This window comes from Mitsuaria sp. PDC51, from assembly GCF_900113225.1.
Taxonomy (GTDB): domain Bacteria; phylum Pseudomonadota; class Gammaproteobacteria; order Burkholderiales; family Burkholderiaceae_C; genus Roseateles.
In genome coordinates, this window is record NZ_FOZE01000002.1 from 1,065,549 (window position 1) to 1,080,362 (window position 14,814).

Here is a 14,814-nt window from a genome sequence, read left to right on the forward strand (position 1 = left end):
CGCGCTGGGTCCGCCCGGTGCGCCCGGGAGCCTCTCCCTCTAGTTCTTCCCCTTGGAGGGCTTGGCCGGCGTCGCGGGCTTGACGGCCCGCACCGCCTTGCGCGCCTTCTCCAGCGCATGCCGCTGGCGGGGCCGCAGCCAGCCCAGCGAGAACCCCGCTTGCGCCGCGGCGGGCACGTCGCCGCTGGCCATCGCCATCGCCAGCTGCTCGCGGGCCTGCGCGAGGCCGACCTCGAGGTCGTTCAGCGCGCCCAGCCGCTGAGCGGCCTCATGGACGCGCGCGAGCAGCTTGCCGCGCGCCTCGAATTCCTTCTTCGACAGCCGCCGCCCCGCCGCGCCACCGGGCACGGCGGCGCTCAGTTCCAGCGCCAGCCGCAGGCGACGCAAGCGGCGACGCAGGTGATGCCGGCCCTCGGCATCGAGGCGGTCGAAGCGCCGGATCTGCTTGTCCACGGCCGCGCGCCATTGGGCGATGCGCTCGTGGACGCCGTCCAGGCCCGGCGCCTCGCCGCTCGCCGGATCCAGAACCGGTCGCGCCAGCCAGCCGATGACCGCGAGCATCCAGCCCTGGACCTCGCGCGTCAGCAGCAGGCCGGCCACGTCGGCCGGTGGCGCCTCGGGCGTCGTCGTCGCCGCGGACGGGCGCTCGGCGCGCCAGGCGGCCAGCAGTTCCTGGCGCCATGGCGCCTCGGCCTGCGCGTCGGCGTCGCGCGCCGCGGTGAGCCGGCGCGACAGCTGCCCGGCGCCTTCGGCGAGCGCCAGCATCGCCGGCTCGTCCTCGCGGGCGAGCAGCCGCAGGCCGACCCGTAGCCGGCGCAGGCCGACGCGCATTTGATGCAGGTGTTCCGGCAGATGGCGACCGCTCGCGATCTGCGAGGCATTGCCGACCACCGGCTCGAGGCAGGTGCGCAGCAAGGTGCCCAACGCCGCCTCGCGGGACTGGCCCTCGGTCCAGCGCAGGGGCCTGGACGCGGCCACCGGCGCGACCTCGGCCTGGCGCGCGAGCAGGTCGCCGCGCAGCGCCTTGGTGCGCAGTTCCAGCGACAGCCCGAAGCGCTCGATCGCCCACACCCGCGCGACCTCCAGCACCGCGCGCGGCTGGCCGCTCTTGAGCTCGATTTCCAGCTCGGCCACCGGCGTGCGCCGGAGCGTGTCGCCCTCGCCGGCGAGCAGCGCGCCCTGGTCGAGCGCGAGTTCGACCACGCCATGCCGCGTGGGCAGCGTCCGGCTGAGGCGGGTGATGTCGGTGCGGAACAGCGCCTGTAGCGCGTCGGCTGGCAGCGTGTCGACCAGCGCCTGCAGCGCCTGTCCGGCGGGATGGTCGGCGTGTCGCGCGACATCGAGCGTTGGCGTCGCGTTGCCGAGCGCGACGTTGTGTTCGAGGCGGGTCATGCCGTCCGGCGCGGCGCCCTTGAGCGTCTGCACCCAGGCCTCGCCTTCGCGTCGCAGGCGCAAGGCGAAGCCGGCCCGTGCGAGGTCGCGGGCCGGCGTGTCGAAGTAGATGGCCTGCAGCCGTTCTTCCGTGGCCGGCGACTGGGCGCTGCCCGCGACCCAGCGGCGGACCGCGGCCGATTGCGATGCGGGGATCTGGAAGCGCAGCTCGATTTCGGTCATCCGGCAGTGTCGCACGCAGGCCATGACAGCCGCCCGTCGGGCGCCGCCCGCGCGGGTCCGGCCCGATCGAACCAGAGATCGACACCGCCCTGGCTCACGCGCAGCACCGCGAAGCCGTCGCCGGGATGGTCGTGCCAGGCGCCGACCACGCAGCGCAGGCGCCGCCCGCCGGGCTCGACGAACTCGAACGCGTCCGGCGCGGCCAGCTCCTCCGCCGCAGTGACCGCGAACGGCCAGGGCGCGTAGAGCGCGGAGCTGTGGACCGAATGGAGCTGCACCGGCGCGCGGTCCTCGCCGTCCACCGCCTCGATCCGCGCGCTCAGCCAGCCGGAGCGGTGCTCGTCGCCGGAGAGGAACACCAGGCCGGTCGCGCGCTGCCGCCAGATCGCGCCGAGCAATTCATGCAGGCTGTGCGGATAACCGTCCCAGGCGTCGGAGCGCAGGCAGCTCGCCGAATGCTCGGCCGTCGCGCGGCGACGCGGCAGCGGCAGCGAGCCCGACAGCAGGAAGCGCGGCCGCCCCCGCGTGCGGCCGAGCCAGTCCTCGAAGGCATCGCGCTGCGCGATCGACCACAGGCGCGCGGTCGACCAGTTGGCGACCCGACGCGCCTCGCGTTCGCCACGCGCGTCGGCGATGAAGAAGGCGGCGCCACGCCAGTCGAATTCGTGCCACATCAGGCCCGGTCCACCGACGCGGGCGCCGGCTTCCCAGCGGTGATCCCAGGCCGCCTGCCGCGCGACATCGAACCACGGCCCCTTGCCCCCATGGCTCGCGCCCGGCGTCGGCTCCCAGTTGTCGACGATCTCGTGATCGTCGGGCGCGTGCACCAGGCGCTCGACGGTGGGCGGAAGCAACCGTATCGGCCCCGCCTTGAACTCCCCATAAGCGCGCCCGTAACGCTCGACGCCGCTGCGCGAGTCCGCCAGCCCGCCGCTCGCATCCGCGTAAATCTGGTCGCCGGCGAACAGCACCAGCGAGCAGGCCTGCCCCCGCGCCGTCGACCGCGTGAAGCGATGCAGCCGCGCCAGCGACGCGAGCGCCGGCCCCGCCTCGTCGGCGTCGAGCTCCCAGCCCGGGCTCACGTCGAGCAGCCCCGGCGGGTACTGGCAGGCCGCGAGCACGAAGCAGAGGTCAACGTCGCCGGAGACGCTCGCGTCCGGGGCATCCGGCGCGTCCGGCGACGGCACGAAGCCATGGGCCCAGCAATGCGGCGGCAGGACCAGGAGCTGTTCCAGCGCGCCCTCGACCTGCGCCTGCAGCTCGTCCTTGCCCAGTTCGTGCATGACGCCGCGATGCGCGCCCTCCATCGCCAGTGCGCGCGGCTCCAGGTACAGCGCCAGGAAGAGCAGGCCGCTCAGATCGACGTTGTTGTCGTTGTCGTTGTCGACGTCGTTGTCGATGTCGGAATCAAGGTCGAGCACCGGCGCACCGCCGGTCGGGCCTTGGCTTGGCGAGGCCGGAAAGTGCTCGACATCGACCGCACCGCGCCACGGCTCGCCGGGCCGCCCGATGCCCGGCGGCACGAAGGCCTCCAGCCGCCAGGGCAGCGGCAGGCGCTCATAGTCCCAGCCGCCGCGCCAGCGCATCGGCACCCAGAGCAGCCAGTGCGGCCAGCCGCGCTCCGGCCGCAACGCGGTCAGCAGGGGCACCCGGCCGTTCACCGGCGCCGCGCGCTCGACGCGATGGCCGGGTGCCTCGGCGCCGATCAGCAGGCCGCTGATGGCGGTCCGGGCGGTGCGGTGTCTCGCGCCGCTCATGGCGGGGACTCCTCGGCGAGGAAGGCCAGCACATGCGGGAACACCAGCGTCGCCACATGGCGCCCGATCAGGCAGTCCTGATGGCCATGGCCGGCGATCACGCGATAGCGGTAGCGGCCCGGCGCGGCCTGGTCGTAATGGTCCTTGAGCAGCTCGGCGCTGTCGGCGCTGCACAGCCCGTTGTCCTCGCCATGCAGCGACAGCACCGGGAAGGCCTGCAGCAGCGCCAGGCTCTTGGCCAGGCTGTCGAGGTAGAGGCTCGCGCCCTGCCAGTCGGTGATCTCGTGGCAGCGCGCGAAGTGGATCGCCTGCGCGACGGTGTCCATGTTCAGCGGTCCGAAGTGGTCGTCGATGAAGTCCAGCACCGGCTGGTCGACATTGGCGACCGCGAAGTCCCGCCCGTAGAGCAGGTCCATGCGGTGCCGCGTCGCCGTCCACGGCGTGCGGCGCATGCGCCAGGGCGGCCACGGCGGCGGGTTCTCGAGGTCGAACTCCCGATCCGGATACGGCAGGCTGGCCAGCAGGCGGTCGAGCAGCTGGTCGACCAGCGTCGGCGGGCCCTCGGGCCGGAAGGTGTAGCCGCCCATCGGCAGGTAGGGCCGCAGGTACTGCATCAGCACGCCGCGCAGGCTGTTGGTCGGCGACATCACCATCAGCGGCGTCACCTGCGAGATCACCAGCTTCGCGATCCGGTCCTTCAGCAGCGCGCGCAGCGGATGGTGGCGCTCCCAGGGCTGCTCGCGCGGCTCCAGCAGCGCCATGTGCAGCATCACCGAGCCCATGCAGTGCGCGAAGACGTTCAGGCGCCGATGCCCGGTCTCGCGCAGCACGCGGTCCACGGCCAGCGGGATGTCGTTGAACGCGGACTCCTCGAAGGTCCAGGGCAGCGTCGCCGTGGGCAGGCCGGCGCTGGTGCGCATGTCCAGCACCCACACGTCGTGCCCCGCGTCCCACAGCAGCTTGGCCGGCCCGGGCCTCACCGAGTGGTGGGCGAAGGTCGTGCCGCTGGCGCTGTAGCCATGGATCATCAGCATCGGCACGCCACCCGGGCGCGCGTAACGCGTCAGGCGGATGAGCACCGGGCGGTCGTCGTCGGCGCGCGGCGGGCGGTCCAGGTCCTGGCGCTGCGTGCCCGCGTCGCCCCAGCGGCCCGCGGCCATCTCGATCACCACCGGCTCCGGCAGCCCCGGCACCGCGCCGGGCAGGCGCGAGACGCGCCGCGGCGGCGCTTCGTCGGGTTTGCGGAAGGTCCAGGCATGCAGCCCGATCGTCATCCGCGCGATGTAGGCCATCAGCGCGCCGACATCGCGCACCGCCGACGGGACGTCCCGAGCCTGACGCACGCGCAGCAGCGGCAGGCGCTCGCGGGCGAGGTGATGCAGGTCGACCGTCAGCGTGATCGCGCGCGCGCCCGGCGGCGGCGCCAGGCCCGCAACCGGCGTCAGGACCATGCGGCTCAGCTGCGTCCACGGATTGCCGCGCCGGGTGTAGCTGATGCGCTTGCAGCCGTGCAGGTCCTGGCCGCGCAGCGCGGCCGCCCAGGCCGGCAGCTCGGCCGCGGGGTCGACGCGCACCCGATAGCGCATCAGGCGCGCCTCGCCCGCGTGGCCGGCGAGATGCCAGGCGTTGACCGCCCGCGCACGCAGCCCGGCGCGGGCCGCGCCCGGGGCCTTCGGCGCGGCGCGTCGTCCGGCCCAGTCGACCAGGCCCTGCCAGCTGTCCCGGATGCCGCGGTTGATCGCCCAGGCCCAGAGCCCGCGTGCATGTCGGCGCAGCGGGCCCGAGGCCTCGCGCTGGAACAGCGTCAACTCGCCGTCGGCCAGCGGCACGCTGAACAGCGCGTGATCGTCGCCGTGCTCCTCGTGCGGCCAGAGCCGGCCGTCACCGGCCTTCGGGCCGACGATCTCGAAGCCGCCCGAGCGCTTCTCGCTCGCCTCGAAGACGCGCAGCCGGCTGCCCGGCGCGACCACCAGCCGGCGCTCCGGCCCCGGCCGCAGCAGCGCGGCCAGCACGGCCGGCCGATAAACGACGCACAGCTCCAGGTACTTCACCGGCGAGCCGGGCGCGCCGGGCCAGCGGACGAAACCGCCGAGGCGCTCGCGCACCTCGATGACGGTGTCGCGCGGCGCGGCGCCATCGGCGGCGACGCGGTCGGCGGTGCGATCGGACGCGCGATCGGCAGTGGCTCGCTCGCCGGCGAGTCGGTCGGTGGTGGCGGGACCGCGAGCGGCTCGATCGTGGGCGGTTCCATCAGGCGCGGAGGGCGTCGCGGGGGCGCGCTCATGGGACAGGTCCCGGAACATCGGCCGCTCGCGCTCGCGCCGCTGGGCGACCGGCGACGGCCCGCCCAGCCCCCAGGCCGCCACCAGGTGGTCGAGCGCGCGCTGCGCGAGCGCGCTGATCGTCAGCGCCGGATTGATCGCCAGCGAGCCCGGCACGATCGCGCCGTCGAGCACGACGAGCCCGTCATGCACCGCCTCGCCATCGCCGGCGAAGACCTGGCCGATCGCGTTGACGACGCCATCGGTGCCGCGGTCGCCCATCGCGCAGCCGCCCAGCGGATGGACGCTGACCATGGGGCCTCGCGCATCGTTCGCGAGGAAGGCCATCTCCGGCGGCAGCAGCTGCCACAGCGGATTGCGCAGCAGGCGCGCGCCCTGCGCGGCGAGGCGGCGCTGCAGGGCCTCGTGGCGGCGGACGACCGCGGGTTCGTCGCGCAGGCTCGGCCAGTCGACCTGCAGCCCGCCCGGTTCCGCGAAGCCCTCGGGCCGCACCAGCCGCCCGGTGCCGCTGTCGCGGCCGACGATCGCGAGCGGCAGCTGCCGCGCCGTCGTGGACGGCCGCACGGCGAAGGGGTCGTCGAAATCGGCGCGTTCCTCATGCGGGCCGGCGTTCGGCCGCGCCAGCGCATCCAGCGTCGCGGCCAGCGCGAAACCTTCCTCGAAGATCGGCCGGAGCGCGCCCGGGATCGCGAGGTCCTCGACGACATGGTCCGGCCCCGCGTCCAGCACGCCGGTGATGGTCGGGCCCACCTGCCGCGACGCGGGCGGCTGGTCCTCGTCGGCGACGGCGTGGACCGCGCGCGGCCAGTCGTGGCCGACCGCGATCGCGTCGCCGTTGGCGGAAAACGCCTGGCCCAGCATCCGCGACAGCGGCAGGCCGCGGTCGCGCGCGCTCATCAGGATCTCGGTCGAGCCCAGCGATCCGGCCGCCAGCACGACCCGGCGCGCGATCACCTCGAACGGCGCGCCCTGCCGGTCGCGCAGCAGTTCGTCGGTGTGCTGCACGGCCACGCGCCAGCCGGCGCCGGGCACCGCCTCGAGCCCTTCGACGCTGGCGCCGCAGACCAGCTCCGCGCCCTGCCGCCAGGCCTGCAGCAGCAGCCCGGTGTCCAGCGACAGCTTGGCCTCGTGGTTGCAGCCGGTCGCGCAATCGCCGCAGGCGAGGCAGGGCCGGTGCGCCCAGTCCGCCGCGCCGCGCGGCGCCGCGTCCATGGCCACCTGCAAGCGCGCCGCCCGGGTGCGCGCCGGATCCAGCGCCCGCAGCGCGTCCAGCCGGCGGCGCGCGGCCTCGGGCCGCTGGACGCGCAGCCGCTCGATCGTGTTGTCTCCCTGGGCGTCGCGCACGCCCAGCAGCCGCTCGGCGCGCTCGAACCACGGCGTCATGTCCTCGTCGAGGAAGGCCTGCGGCCAGCCGGGCTCGCGGAACACCGCCGGATCGGGCCGCTCCATCACGCCCGCGTTGATCAGCGAGCCGCCGCCCAGGCCATTGGCCAGCGCGACGCAGACATCCGGTCCCAGCCGCACATCGAAGAGCCCCTCGCGACGGCCCATCGGCGCGGAGGCGCCGGCCCGCGCGAGCCGCACATGCCCGGGCAGGTCGGCGAAGCGGCTGGGGAAGGCGCCGGGCAGGTACTCCCGGCCGCGCTCCAGCACCACGACCTCGAGACGCCGGCCGTCCGCGTCGCGGCGACCCGCGAGCGCCTGCGCGGCGGCCGCGCCCCCATAGCCGCTGCCGACGATGAGCACGTCCACGGCGGCCGGGCCGGGCGCGGGCGCGCCCAGCCGCTCGACCATCCAGTCCTCCAGCGGGCGCGACAGCCAGCGCGTGCCCAGCGGCCGTTCCCGGCCGGCGGCGGCACCGTCAGACGGGGCTGGCGGCGCCTCCTCGAACGGACGAGACATCGACACCCTCCCTGCGGTACTCGGCCAGCGCGGCCTGCATCGCGTTGATCAGCAGCTCTTCGGTGACCGGCTTGTGCAGCAGCGTCAAGCCGGCCTCGTGGGCCTCGCGCAGCCGCTCCGGCGCGGTGTCGCCGCTGACGATCAGCGCCGGCAGGCCGGGGAAGGCGCTGCGCAGCGAACGCACGGCGCTGATGCCGTCCTCGCCGCCGCGCAGCCGGAAGTCGGTCAGCAGCAGGTCGGGCTGCTGGCCCATGCTCTTGAGCAGGCCTTCCCGCGTGCTGCCCGCCAGCAGCACCTGGCAGCCGTGCGCGCTCAGCAGCGCATGCATGGCCACGCGCACCGGCTCCTCGTCGTCGATCACCAGCACCCGCATCGGCGGCAGCGCCGGGCCCTGTCTGGGCGCCGCACCGGGCCGCACCAGCGCGATGTCGGCGGCCGTCACGTTCAGCATGAAGCTGGAGCCATGCCCCGGCGCCGATCGCAGCCCCAGGTGCAGGTCCAGCAGGTCGACCAGGCGGGTGACGATGGACAGCCCCAGGCCCAGGCCCTTGGCGCGGTCGCGCTCCGGATTCCCGACCTGGTAGAACTCCTCGAAGATGCGCTGCTGCTCGTGCTCGGGGATGCCCATGCCGGTGTCGCGCACCGACAGGCGCCAGACTTCCTCGTCCTGGCCGCGGTTGACCTCGATGGCCACCTCGCCGCGCATCGTGTACTTGATGGCGTTGTCGATCAGGTTGCGCACCACGCGCTCGAGCAGCACCGGGTCGCTCTCGACGCAGGCCTCGGGCGGGCAGTCCAGGCGCAGCAGCAGCTGCTTGCGCAGCGCCGCGGGCTGGAACTCCCGCTGCAGCCGGCCCAGCCAGGGCTGCAAGGCGAAGACCTGGTTGTTCACCGGCACGACGTTGGCGTCCAGCTTGGAGATGTCCAGCAGCGCGTCCATCTGCGAGGAGAGCGACTGCAGCGCCAGGTTCATCTGCGTCACGATGACGCGGCCTTCGTCGTCCATCGGCCGCTTGTCCAGCGCCGCGCCGAACAGCGACAGCGTGTGCATCGGCTGGCGCAGGTCGTGGCTGGCCGAGGCGAGGAAACGCGTCTTGGCCGCCATCGCGGACTCCGCCTGCGACAGCGCCTGGCGCAATTGCTGGTTGCTCTTGTTCTGCTGCAGCCGGATCAGCACCGACTCGGCGAACACGCGGTAGGTGTCGCGCGCCAGGCCGGTCAGGATGACGCCGAAGAAGACGATCAGCGCCGACAGCACCCAGTCGAGCCAGCGGTGCTGCTCGCCGGGCTGGTGGAAGAGGCCCCACGCGAGCGCATTGGCCAGCGTCACCGGCCACAGGAAGACCTGGAACACGACGCGATGGCCGGCGGTCGTCGCGACCGCGCCGGCGCACAGGCCCAGCAGCACGATGGTCTGCACCATCCGTTGGAAATCGCTCAGGTGCGGCGCGGCGACCAGCGACACGCTGAAGACCAGGCCGTTGGCCAGGCTCAGCCAGATCGCCCAGTCCAGGCGCTGCTCGAGGGGGCGCTCATGCATCTCGGGCAGCCGGCCCAGCACGACCCAGCGCGCCGCCAGCACCACGAAGACCACGCCCAGCCAACCGTAGGCCAGCCACGGCGACATCACCTGCGCCGCCATCATCGCCATCATCAGCGCGGCGATGCTCACCGGATACGGGACGCGGCGGCCCTGCTTGCCGATCAGGCGCAGCAGTTCGAGCTCGACGCTCGCCTGCTCGGCGCTGCGCTCACCCGCCATGACCGGAGGGGGCAGCGCCTGGCCGCTGCCGCGAGTGGAGATGCATGGGTTGTGTAAGGCTTGTACTGGGCCGGCAATATATCTTGCCGAACCCTCACACCCAAGTGCCATGCCTGGGGGCGGCACCGCATCGCGGCCGGGTCGCCGCGCAAATCGCGAGAAAGGCTAAAAAGCGCAGCGCGGATAAAACTATGCCGACCACCGCCGCCCCATCGGGCTTTGGTAGGTCGGCATAGCACTCCTCCCCTTGATCACAACGCTGAGGTCCAGGCAGCGCGCGATCGGTGCCCAGTATGCGAAGGGAGGCCACCGCCCGGTATCCCCCTCAAGAGGGAGAGCGCCGAGGGCCTCGGCCTCCCGCAGGTCCGCGGCGTTCGGGCAAGGCGCTCATGCCGCTCAGGCGATCCGCAGTCGCTCCGGCGCATGGCTGTCGCGCAGCAGTTCCTCCAGCAGCGCGAGGTAGTAGCCCAGCGGCGGCGTCCGCATGCCCGGCCGCTTGGCCAGGTCGTCCCAGCGGCGCAGCTGCAGCGCGGCGCTCGCATGCCGCTGGGTCATGAAGCGCAGGCGCTCCTCCGCGTTCATCGGACCGCCCTGCAGCGCCAGGCTGTGGCGCGAGGCCTCGGACAGGCCGGGCCCGTAGGCCGGATCGGTGCTCACCAGGTAGCGCTTGGCGTCGACATGCAGCCGGATCGGCTCCAGCACGTCGGGTCCCAGACCGCCCGCGCGCAGCAGCGGCAGCGCGGTCAATTCGTGCTGGTCATCCCGCAGAGGGGCGGTTGAACCACCGTCCATCAGTTGGCCGACGTCATGCAGCAGCGCCGCGGCTACAAGGCTATGCTCCGCGTGCGCCCATTCGGCCAGTTGCGCGCATTGGAGCGCGTGCTCCAGCGCGGTGACCGGCTCGCGGCGCTCGTCGCCGTACTGCAGGTGGCCGCGACGGTGAAACACGGCCTCGACCTTCGCGATCAGGTCCATGACGAATCCTCGACGTCACTCCAAGGGCGGAGCGGCGCCAGTCTCGACCCCGCCGATGACGGGTCTGTGAAGCGACGATGGGGTTCTCATTCAAATCGACTGAACAGTGGCCTCAGTTCCGGTGAACCGACGACGTACGGCGCACGCAGACACTTCGTTCCATTCCGGACGCTCCGGCCCTCGACGGCCCGGGGATCTGCCCCAGGAACTTTCCCAGGACGCGAGCTTTCCATGACCACGATCGACGACCAGCCCCAGGACCCCGACAACGCCCCGACGCAGCCGGCCGAGGCGGCCGCCCTGCCCGTGGCGCCGGTCGCCGCGCCGGCGCCGATGCCTGCGGTCAAGACCCGCTACGACGGCGTGGCGATGCTGTTCCACTGGGTGCTGGCGATCGCGATCATCGGGACCTTCTCGGTGGGTTGGTACATGGCCGACCTGCCGTTCTCGCTGACCCGGCTCAAGCTCTTCAACTGGCACAAGTGGGCCGGCGTGACCATCCTGGCGCTGTCGGCGCTGCGGCTGCTGTGGCGCCTGGGGCACCGCCCGCCGGCGGACCTGCCGATGCCGGCGTGGCAGAAGCTGGGCGCACACGCGGTGCACTGGCTGCTGTACGCGGCCTTCTTCGCGGTGCCGCTGAGCGGCTGGGCCTACAGCTCGGCGGCCGGCTTCCCGATCGTGTGGTTCGGCGTGCTGCCGCTGCCCGACTTCGTGCCCAAGGACAAGGCGCTGGCGGAATCGCTCAAGCAGCTCCACCAGTTTTTTGCCTACGGCCTTGGCCTGCTCGTCCTTGCCCACCTTGGCGCCGTGGTCAAGCACGTCGTGCTCGACAAGGACGGCCTGCTGCGGCGCATGCTCCCGGGCCGCGCCTGAGCGGCATCGGCGCGGCAATCGCCCTGGACAACACCTGACCCCAAGACTTCCGACCCCGCAGAGGATTCCATGACCGCACGTATGGCCACCCATCTCTCGATCACCGCGCTGTCGGTGCTGAGCACCGCCTTCATCCTGGCCGCGCCGGCGATGGCGCAGACCAAGCCGGCCACGCCCGCCGCCGCCGCGGCCGCCCCCGCCACCGCCAAGCTGGTGCCGGCGCAGAGCGACATCGCCTTCACCTTCCGCCAGATGGGCGTGCCGGTGGACGGCCACTTCAAGAAATTCGACGCGCAGGTGGCCTTCGATCCGAAGAACCCAGCCGCCGGCAAGGTGTCGCTGTCGATCGAGCTGGGCAGCGCCACGCTGGGCGACGCCGCCACCGACGCCGAGCTGGTCAAGCCCGAGTGGTTCAACGTCAAGAAGATCCCGACCGCCACCTTCCAGAGCACCGCCATCAAGGCGCTGGGCGGCGGCAAGTTCGAGGCCACCGGCAAGCTCACGATCAAGGGCCAGGTGAAGGACGTGGTCGTGCCGGTGGCGCTGGCCCAGGCCGGCGGCACCACGACCGCCACCGGCGCGTTCGCGATCAAGCGGCTGGACTTCAACATCGGCGAGGGCGAGTGGAAGGACACCTCCATGGTCGCCAACGACGTCCAGGTGAAGTTCAAGCTGGCCCTCACCGGCATGGCGCCGCTGTAAGCGGCCCGCCGCCATTCCTTCGAGTTCCTCCGAGTTCCTCCAACCGGTCCGGGTCCTCGCCCGGTTCCTTTCCATCCCAACTGTTCGACAGGACCCCACGATGATGAAGAAAGCCCTGCTGCTCGCCTCCCTGATCGCCGCCGCCGGCCTGGCGCAAGCCCAGAGCGCGACCTACGCGATCGACCCGACGCACACCTACGCCACCTTCGAGATCAAGCACTTCGGCACCTCGACCAACCGCGGCCGCTTCGACAAGAAGGAAGGCACCGTGCAGTTCGACAAGGCCGGCAAGTCGGGCAAGGTCGAGATCACCTTCGACATGAACGGCATCAGCACCGGCTCGACGCAGTTCGACAACCACCTGAAGAGCAAGGACTTCTTCGACGTGGCCAACAACCCGACGGCCAAGTTCGTCGGCGACAAGTTCACCTTCTCGGGCGACAAGGTGGCCTCGGTGTCCGGCCAGCTGACGCTCAAGGGCAAGACCGCCCCGGTGACGCTGACCGCGACCAACTTCAACTGCTACGACAACCCGATGCTCAAGCGCGAGGTCTGCGGCGGTGACTTCGAGACCACCTTCGACCGCACGGCCTTCGGTGTCGACTACGGCATCCAGTACGGCTTCTCGAAGGACATCAAGGTCATCGTCCAGGTCGAGGCGGTGAAGCAGTAAGTCCCCGGGAATCCTTCACACCCGATGCCGAAAGGCCCGCGAAAGCGGGCCTTTCGCGTTTGCGGGCGGTCGCCTGGAGCGGGCCGGACCGCCGCGCCGACGCCCCGGCCTGTCGCGGATCGGCGCAGTCCATCCCGGCCTCCGCACGGCGCGTCGCCCGCCGCCTCGGGCGCCCAGGGGACTTGCGTACAGTGCGCCCCATACGACAGGTCCCCCCATGAACGCGCCGACTCCCGCCTCCCCCACCCCGCGCCAACGCTGGCAGCGCTTCATGAAAGCCGCCGAGCAGGGTTTCCACAGCTACGGCAGCTGGCTGGTCTCCATCACCTGGAAGCGCTTCGCGCTGCTGTCGGTGATGCTGATCATCGGCGCCAACATCCTCCAGACCCTGCCGCCCTTCTCCTTCAGCTGGCAGTTGCCGGTCGAGACCACCGAGACCATCCACCCGCCCAAGGACCTGCGCCGGGATCGCGACCGCGAGAAGGCAGCGGAGAAGGCCGCGGAGAAAGCCGCCGCCAAGGCCGAGAAGCAGGCGGCGGAGGCCGAACGGGCCGCCCGCTCGCAGCGCTCCGGCGACGAGGCCGAGCCCGAGCATGCCGCCTCCGCCGCCAGCGGCATCCAGGCCGAGGACCTCGAGGGCCTGCGCTACGAAGTCCAGATCGACAAGCGCGGCGTGCGCATCGTGCCGCGCAAGCCGCTCAGCGCCGCCAGCGCGGCGGCCAGCGGCGGGGCGTCCGAGGCCGAGTTCACCGATCCCAACCTGCCCGCCATCGACATCCGCATCCCCAACGAGAAGCAGCGCGACGCGGTGCGTGAAGCGGTCCGCACCGCCGTCAACGACGCCAAGCGCGTGCTGGAAGAGGCCGCCGAGGAGGCGCGCCAGGCCAAGGCCGAAGCCGAGGAAGCCAAGGACGAACTCGAGCAGGCCCAGCGCGAGACCTCGCGCAAGACCCGCTACCGCACCGTCCACCTGGGCGACTTCCTCGACAAGCTCGCCATCCTGGTGGTGCTGGCCTCGGCGCTGCTGAAGGCCACCTACAAGGGCCGGCTGCAGGCCGAGGTCAAGGCCGCCAAGGCCACCGAGACCGCCGAGGCCGAATCGCTGCGCCGCCAGGTCGTCGAGGCCCGCATGGCCGCGATGCAGGCCCAGGTCGAGCCGCACTTCCTGTTCAACACCCTGGCCTCCATCGATCACCTGATCGAGACCGACCCGCCGCGCGCCTCGCAGATGCAGAAGAACCTGATCGCGCTGCTGCGGGCCTCGATGCCGACGATGCGCGAGGCCAATGCCAACGGCGGCGTGCGCGACCTGGGCCGCGAGATGGCCGTGATCCGGCCCTACCTCGAGATCCTGCAGGTCCGCATGGAAGAGCGGCTCCAGACCCGCATCGACGTGCCCGAGGGTCTGCTCTCGGCCGAGTTCCCGCCGATGATGATTCAGAGCCTGGTCGAGAACGCCATCAAGCACGGCCTGGAGCCCAAGGCCGAAGGCGGCAGCCTGACCCTCAAGGCCGAGATCGTCCACGGCAAGCTGCAGGTCACCGTCGCCGACACCGGCCTGGGCTTCGGCCGGGCCGCGACCTCCGGCACCGGCGTCGGCCTGGCCAACATCCGCGAGCGCCTGTCGCTGCTCTACGGCAAGGCGGCCAGCCTGACCGTCGCGGAGAACCAGCCCTCCGGCACCGTCGTCACCATCACCGTCCCGTACCGGACCTCCGCCCACCACGCGCAGGAACAAGGAGCACACGCATGAAGACGCTGTTCAAGGCCCTGTTGATCTTCGGTTTCGTCCTGGTCGGCGTGGCGACGCTGCTCGGCTGGGGCGCGGTCCACCTGCTGGGCGACGTGCCCGGCGTACACCTCACCATCGACGGCGACGACGTCATCTGGACCAGCCTGGACCTGGCCGATGCCTTCGGCGCCGGGCTGGGACTGATCATCGCCATCGGCGTGATGTGCCTGATCGTGCCGCTGCTGCTCCTGCTGGGCCTGGGCCTGCCGCTGCTGATCATCGGAGCGCTGGTGCTGGCCGGGCTGGCGGCGCTGGTGGGGGTGGGCGCGATCGTCGGCTCGCCGCTGATCCTGATCGGCCTGGTCGTCTGGCTGCTGGTGCGCGACAAGCCGCGCAAGGCGCCGATGGCGCCGCCCGCCGCGCCGGTCGGCCCGGCCGCGCCCCACGTGTCCAACGGCCCCCATGCGCCCACCGAGCCGACCCTGCACGCCTGAGCCTTCCTTCCCGCCGGTCCGCGGACCGGCGCCTGCCCTAACATCGCC

The 14,814-nt window shown here is 72.2% G+C and carries 10 protein-coding genes; 5 read left to right on the top strand and 5 right to left on the bottom strand.

Annotated features, from left to right (window positions below; translation table 11 throughout):
- Nucleotides 1-39: 39 nt before the first annotated feature.
- The 5 genes from BM393_RS16090 to BM393_RS16110 all read right to left on the bottom strand — a co-directional run bounded on the left by BM393_RS16090 (nucleotide 40) and on the right by BM393_RS16110 (nucleotide 10,292).
- Nucleotides 40-1,614 (bottom strand): inorganic triphosphatase, encoded by a 1,575-nt coding sequence (locus BM393_RS16090; RefSeq protein ID WP_175538364.1) that lies wholly within the window; start codon nucleotides 1,612-1,614, stop codon nucleotides 40-42.
- Nucleotides 1,611-3,371 (bottom strand): alkaline phosphatase D family protein, encoded by a 1,761-nt coding sequence (locus tag BM393_RS16095; protein WP_091728301.1) that lies wholly within the window; start codon nucleotides 3,369-3,371, stop codon nucleotides 1,611-1,613. Before BM393_RS16095 ends, BM393_RS16090 begins: the two co-directional genes overlap by 4 nt.
- On the bottom strand, nucleotides 3,368-7,555 hold the full coding sequence (locus BM393_RS16100) for an alpha/beta fold hydrolase (RefSeq protein ID WP_091728304.1): 4,188 nt from the start codon (nucleotides 7,553-7,555) through the stop codon (nucleotides 3,368-3,370). The genes BM393_RS16095 and BM393_RS16100 overlap by 4 nt, the downstream gene beginning before the upstream one ends.
- A complete protein-coding gene (locus tag BM393_RS16105) occupies nucleotides 7,515-9,317 on the bottom strand; it encodes a hybrid sensor histidine kinase/response regulator (RefSeq protein WP_175538365.1) in 1,803 nt (600 codons plus the stop codon). Before BM393_RS16105 ends, BM393_RS16100 begins: the two co-directional genes overlap by 41 nt.
- 396 nt (nucleotides 9,318-9,713) lie before the next feature.
- Nucleotides 9,714-10,292, bottom strand: coding sequence for an HD domain-containing protein (locus BM393_RS16110; RefSeq protein WP_091728313.1), 579 nt, complete (start codon nucleotides 10,290-10,292; stop codon nucleotides 9,714-9,716).
- 333 nt (nucleotides 10,293-10,625) lie between these two features.
- Between BM393_RS16110 and BM393_RS16115 the strand changes: the two genes are divergently transcribed.
- The 5 genes from BM393_RS16115 (at nucleotide 10,626) to BM393_RS16135 (ending at nucleotide 14,766) form a co-directional block, all read left to right on the top strand.
- Nucleotides 10,626-11,165, top strand: a complete 540-nt coding sequence (locus BM393_RS16115; protein WP_091731667.1) for a cytochrome b — start codon at nucleotides 10,626-10,628, stop codon at nucleotides 11,163-11,165.
- Between the two features lie 150 nt (nucleotides 11,166-11,315).
- Nucleotides 11,316-11,867 carry a YceI family protein gene (locus BM393_RS16120; protein WP_091731671.1) on the top strand — a complete coding sequence of 184 codons (552 nt, stop codon included), beginning with the start codon at nucleotides 11,316-11,318 and terminating at the stop codon, nucleotides 11,865-11,867.
- Between the two features lie 103 nt (nucleotides 11,868-11,970).
- Entirely contained in the window at nucleotides 11,971-12,540 is a 570-nt protein-coding gene (locus tag BM393_RS16125) for a YceI family protein (protein WP_091731674.1), read from the top strand.
- A gap of 217 nt (nucleotides 12,541-12,757) precedes the next feature.
- Nucleotides 12,758-14,293, top strand: coding sequence for a sensor histidine kinase (locus BM393_RS16130; RefSeq protein WP_175538366.1), 1,536 nt, complete (start codon nucleotides 12,758-12,760; stop codon nucleotides 14,291-14,293).
- On the top strand, nucleotides 14,290-14,766 hold the full coding sequence (locus tag BM393_RS16135; RefSeq protein WP_091728316.1) for a hypothetical protein: 477 nt from the start codon (nucleotides 14,290-14,292) through the stop codon (nucleotides 14,764-14,766). The genes BM393_RS16130 and BM393_RS16135 overlap by 4 nt, the downstream gene beginning before the upstream one ends.
- Nucleotides 14,767-14,814: the final 48 nt, after the last annotated feature.